The following is a 6,000-nucleotide window of genomic DNA, read 5'->3' as shown; positions in this document are numbered from 1 at the left end:
AAATACTTCGGTCCTCTTTTTTTGTTTTAATATTTATTAGTATCTATTCACTATTAATATGTAAAAATATTGAATTAACTATTTTATTTAAAGTATTGAATTATTATATATTTAATACTATCCTTATTAAATGTGTCGGATTTAAATTAATAAAAGGAGATTCATTATATGGGAACGTTATTTTCAGTTATTAATATTGTCGTAATGGTTATTTTCATTATCGGTCTATTCATTATGTCTAAAAAACATGTATCATTCCCCAAACGAGTATTTACAGCTCTAGGATTAGGCATTATATATGGAGTAATTCTACATCTTATTTATGGTGTTAATTCTAAAGTACTTGAAACTACAACTGATTGGTTTAGCATCGTTGGCGATGGCTATGTGACATTATTACAAATGATTGTTATGCCTCTTATATTTATTTCTATTGTTTCAGCATTTAGTAAAATACAGATTGGTGATAAATTTGCTAAGATAGGTTCTTATATTTTTATGTTTCTAATTGGTACTGTCGCTATTGCAGCCATTGTAGGTATTTTTTATGCCATTGTATTTGGTCTTGATGCTTCAAGTATCGATTTAGGTAGTGCAGAACATGCACGAGGTAACGAGATTAGTAGTGAAGCGAAACATCTTACAGCGAATACACTACCACAACAAATTCTTGAGTTATTACCAAGTAATCCTTTCTTAGATTTTACTGGTCAGAGAACAACTTCAACTATTGCAGTAGTAATATTTGCTATTTTTGTAGGATTTGCATATTTACGTGTTGCACGTAAACAGCCTGAGAATGGGAGTTTATTAAAACGTGGCATTGATGCTATCTACGCACTCATCATGTCAATTGTTACTTTTGTTTTAAGATTAACTCCTTATGGAATTATCGCAATTATGGCTTCTACAATTGCTACAAGTGATTTTGCAGCAATTTGGACATTAGGTAAATTCATGATTGCATCTTATGCAGCTTTACTTACAATGTATGGTATTCATTTAATTATTTTAGCGATGATGGGAATCAATCCTATTCGTTATGTCAAGAAAACACTTGAAGTACTCATTTTTGCATTTACATCACGTTCAAGCGCAGGATCGCTTCCTTTAAATGTGCAAACTCAAACGCAACGTTTAGGAGTACCTGAAGGTATTGCAAACTTCTCTGCTTCATTCGGTTTGTCTATTGGCCAAAATGGATGTGCTGGTATTTATCCAGCAATGCTTGCTATTATGGTTGCTCCTGTTGCTCATGTTGACATAGATATACCATTCATTCTTACACTAATTGGCGTTGTAGTTATCAGTTCATTTGGTGTAGCTGGTGTTGGTGGCGGTGCAACTTTCGCTTCAATTCTTGTATTATCAACTTTAAATTTACCAGTAGCGTTAGCCGGTGTATTAATTTCTATTGAACCAATTATTGACATGGGCCGTACTGCTCTAAATGTAAATGATTCAATGTTAGCTGGTACTGGCACTGCTCGATTAACAGGCAATTTAGATAAAGAAAAATTTAATTCTAATCACTATGGAGAATTATCCTCAGAATCATAAAACAAAGAGAAATGCCTGGGACAACTAATCACGTCCCAGGCATTTCTTAATATGTTGTCAATCGATACCGGACGGAATTAAAAACGTTCTTGTATCAATGCTATTTCCAATCTTCTCTCTTTTTGGTTTTATTTTATCTTTTCATTAGTCCAGATTTATTTAATTGCTCTAACATATCTAATCGTGCTTTCCCACTTAAAAATCCAGCAACTTGTTGAGACCAAGTTTCATTTCTTACACCATTTGTACGTTCTTTATAATAGTTACTAACCATTTGATCATAAGCATTTAATGTTTCTTTTTGTTGTGCTTTATTGCTATTATAGACATTTTTATGGAAGATATGTTCAAAAGGTAAACGTGGTTTTGGTGATCCATTTTCATCCTCAGCTGGCTCCCCTACAGCCATACCAAATAAAGGGAAGGCATATTCAGGTAAGTCTAAAATCTCACGTACACGTCCAACATCATTGCGAAGCGAACCTAAGTATACAATGCCATAGCCCATATCTTCAGCTGCTAAAGCAATATTTTCTGATACTAATGCAACATCAATGGCACCAACGAGCAAGCCTTCAGCTGATTCAAATGACGTCTCCATAGGTTGTTCCACATCTTCATTAATAAGACTATGACGATAGTAATCCAAAACAAATACAAATAAATAACCATTGTCTACTACATAGTGTTGGCCTGATACTTCTTTTAGCTGTGCTTTAATTTCTGGATCTTCTACTCCAATAATAGAATACGTTTGTAAATAACTAGATGTTGAAGCACTTTGCCCTGCTTCAACTAACTTTCTAACAATATCTTCACTTAAAGGTTGATTTTTAAATTTTCGAACTGAATGATGCTTTTTAGCTAATTCGTAAACATAATCTGACATTAAGTCCACTCCTTTTTTAATTACTTAATATATGTTAACAATTTATGTTTTAATTTTCTTCAAAATTGCCCTTTATTTTAAATTAAGATTTGCATGCTAAACAAATTAAAGTTATCATAATAATGACAATTTTCAGATATCAAAGGAGAGATACTATGCCTCACGCTAACGAAGAAGTTTCAACAGCCTTATATCAAGCTTTTATATCAAAAAAACCGATTGATTTTATCAGTTCCTCTTTTGAACTAAATGAAGTAGAAGCCTATCACACGCAGGATGATCTCATTAATCAATTAAAAACCAAGCAAAAATCAGAAGTTAATGGTTACAAAGTAAGTATGACAAGTGAAGCTACTCAAGCCATTGCTAATACAAATGAGCCTGCATACGGTACTATTTTATCTACTCAAGTGGTCGAAGGTGGTAATTCTATATCATTATCAACATTATTTGATCCATTACTTGAACCTGAACTTATTTTTGAATTAACTGCAGACTTACCAGAGAATGCAGATGTTCAAACCATCTTAGAAAGCATAAAAGTAGCTCCAGGCATTGAAATTCCTGACGCGCGATATAAAGATTGGTTCCCTAACTTTACTTTATCAGATTTAATTTCAGATAATACTGCAACAGGTTTAATTGTAGTTGGAAAAAGAGTGACACCTCTTGATTACAAATCATTTGCTGATATCAACTTAAAATTATTTAAAAATGATCAAGAAATTGAAACAGGACACTCTAGCGACGTACTCGGAAATCCTATTGAATCAATAAAATGGTTAAATAAAAAATTACATTCACACGGAAAATGTTTAAAAAAAGGTCAATTTATTTCTTCAGGTACATTTATTTCACCACTACATTTAGAAAAAGGTACTTATATTGCTAAATATGAGAATGTAGGAAGCGTAAAAGTAGAAGTCAAAGACTGATTTTAATAAAATAATATTGAACATATTCGATACTCTCTTCAAAATGATACGTTTCATAGCGTGACTTGAAGAGAGTTTTAATCTATTTTTTAGACTTTCATTATCAAATACTTTCATTTAGTTGAGAATAAACTTAATCAAAAAAGATGTATGTTTATTTACAATTTACATTTTTTATTTAAAAAAAATAAACCTCACAATATCTTAAAAAAGCTAATATATTTTATATAAACCTTGTTATATCAGTGCTTCATATTGTTTTTCTTACTTTTAAGTGTATTATGTTGACGAAATAAAATCTACATGTAATAATATGAATCAAGAGATTAGAATTATTATAAATAAGCAATGATTATTATGTAATTCTAATTAATATTCGATAAATCAGGAGGAATTTAAGTTATGTCTTTAATCAATAAAGAAATCTTACCTTTCACAGCTCAAGCATATGATCCTAAAAATGATGAATTCAAAGAAGTAAGCCAAGATGATTTAAAAGGTTCTTGGAGCGTTGTTTGCTTCTATCCAGCTGACTTCTCTTTCGTATGTCCAACTGAATTAGAAGATTTACAAAACCAATATAGCCAATTACAAGATTTAGGTGTTAATGTATTTTCAGTTTCAACTGATACTCATTTCGTACACAAAGCTTGGCACGATCATTCAGACGCAATCAGCAAAATCCAATACACTATGATTGGTGACCCTTCTCAAATCATCACTCGTAACTTCGATGTATTAGATGAAGAAGCTGGTTTGGCACAACGTGGTACATTTATCGTTGACCCTGATGGTGTAGTTCAAGCAGCAGAAATTAATGCAGATGGTATTGGCCGTGATGCAAGTACATTAGTAAATAAAATCAAAGCCGCACAATACGTACGTCAACATCCAGGTGAAGTTTGCCCAGCAAAATGGGAAGAAGGTTCTGAATCATTACAACCAGGATTAGACTTAGTGGGTAAAATTTAAGGAGGCATTTAAGTATGCTTAATGCTGATTTAAAACAACAATTACAACAATTATTGCAACTTATGGAAGGCGATGTAGAATTTAGAGCAAGTATTGGCTCTGATGATAAATCTAAAGAACTAAAAGATTTATTAGATGAAATCGCTGAGATGACAGATCATATTACAATCGTTGAAAAAGAATTAAAACGCACACCAAGTTTTCAAGTAAGTAAACCTGAAGAAGATACTGGTATCACATTTGCTGGTATTCCCTTAGGTCATGAGTTTAACTCACTTGTGCTTGCCATTTTACAAGTAAGTGGTCGTGCGCCTAAAGAAAAACAATCAATCATTGATCAAATTAAAGGTCTTGAAGGTAACTACAATTTTGAAACTTATGTAAGTTTAACTTGTCAAAAATGTCCAGATGTAGTTCAAGCATTAAACTTAATGAGTGTAATTAATCCAAATATCACTCATACAATGATTGATGGTGCTGTATTCCGCGAAGAATCTAAGGATATCATGGCAGTCCCTGCTGTATTTTTAGATGGTGAAGAATTCGGTAATGGTCGTATGACAATTTCTGATATTTTATCAAAACTTGGCAGTACACAAGATGCTTCAGAATACGAAGATAAAGATCCATACGATGTATTAATCATCGGTGGTGGGCCAGCAAGTGGTAGTGCTGCAATTTATACTGCTCGTAAAGGTTTACGCACTGGTATTGTCGCAGATAGAATTGGTGGCCAAGTTAACGATACAGCTGGTATCGAAAACTTTATTACTGTTAAACAAACCACTGGTTCAGAATTCTCTTCTAATTTAGCTGCACATATCGAAGAATATGATATTGATGCTATGACTGGTATTCGTGCAACTAAAATTGAAAAAACTGATAAAGCTATCCGAGTAACTTTAGAAAATGATGCAGTTCTTGAAAGTAAAACTGCTATTATTTCAACTGGTGCAAGTTGGCGTAAATTAAATATTCCTGGCGAAGATCGTTTAATCAATAAAGGCGTTGCATTCTGCCCTCACTGTGATGGACCTTTATTTGAAAATAAAAACGTTGCAGTTATCGGCGGTGGTAATTCAGGTGTTGAAGCAGCCATCGATTTAGCAGGAATAGTTAAACATGTTTCATTATTTGAATTCGCTCCAGAACTAAAAGCGGATACAGTATTACAAGAGCGTTTACGTTCTTTACCGAATGTTGAGATTCACACAAATGCTAGAACTGCTGAAGTTCTAGGTGAAAATCATGTTACTGGTTTAAGCTATGAAGATATGTCATCTGGGGAAATGAAAGAATTAAGCTTAGATGGTATCTTCGTACAAATTGGCCTTGTGCCAAATACAAAATGGATTGGTGACGCAGTAGAATTAAATAAACGCGGAGAAGTCGTTGTGGATCGCGAAAATAACACAAACGTTCCTGGCATTTTTGCTGCTGGTGACGTTACTGATCAAAAATATAAACAAATCATTATATCAATGGGTTCAGGTGCTAACGCGGCATTGAGTGCATTTGATTATATCATTAGAAATTAATTTATAGTTTAACTTTTTGTATGAAACTAAGACTTAGAAACTTAACCTATTAAATATCTTCATTTTAAGCAGAGTCGTTTTATTAACGTCTCTGCTTTTTAATTTA

At 32.8% G+C, this 6,000-nt stretch carries 5 protein-coding genes; 4 read left to right on the top strand and 1 reads right to left on the bottom strand.

All coding sequences use genetic code 11. From position 1 onward, the window contains the following. Positions 1–168: 168 nt before the first annotated feature. The gene (locus AC2FB1_RS09075; RefSeq protein WP_490674903.1) at positions 169–1,560 is read left to right on the top strand and encodes an L-cystine transporter; all 1,392 of its coding nucleotides are present in this window, start codon (positions 169–171) and stop codon (positions 1,558–1,560) included. 133 nt (positions 1,561–1,693) lie between these two features. On the opposite strand, the gene AC2FB1_RS09070 is transcribed toward AC2FB1_RS09075, so the two are convergent. After that, complete coding sequence (locus AC2FB1_RS09070; RefSeq protein ID WP_490674902.1) at positions 1,694–2,449, bottom strand: NADPH-dependent oxidoreductase; 756 nt, start codon at positions 2,447–2,449, stop codon at positions 1,694–1,696. Between the two features lie 155 nt (positions 2,450–2,604). Between AC2FB1_RS09070 and AC2FB1_RS09065 the strand changes: the two genes are divergently transcribed. The 3 genes from AC2FB1_RS09065 to ahpF all read left to right on the top strand — a co-directional run bounded on the left by AC2FB1_RS09065 (position 2,605) and on the right by ahpF (position 5,894). After that, on the top strand, positions 2,605–3,384 hold the full coding sequence (locus tag AC2FB1_RS09065; protein WP_490674900.1) for a 2-keto-4-pentenoate hydratase: 780 nt from the start codon (positions 2,605–2,607) through the stop codon (positions 3,382–3,384). 402 nt (positions 3,385–3,786) lie between these two features. Next, entirely contained in the window at positions 3,787–4,356 is a 570-nt protein-coding gene (gene ahpC / locus AC2FB1_RS09060; protein WP_002447989.1) for an alkyl hydroperoxide reductase subunit C, read from the top strand. Positions 4,357–4,370: 14 nt separating this feature from the next. Next, positions 4,371–5,894 carry an alkyl hydroperoxide reductase subunit F gene (gene ahpF, locus AC2FB1_RS09055; RefSeq protein WP_490674899.1) on the top strand — a complete coding sequence of 508 codons (1,524 nt, stop codon included), beginning with the start codon at positions 4,371–4,373 and terminating at the stop codon, positions 5,892–5,894. Positions 5,895–6,000: the final 106 nt, after the last annotated feature.

It is taken from the genome of Staphylococcus sp. CoH_129_LAB_1 (genome assembly GCF_058191515.1).
The sequence above is the reverse complement of the archived record's forward strand: the minus strand, read 5'-3'. Positions and strand labels throughout refer to the sequence as shown.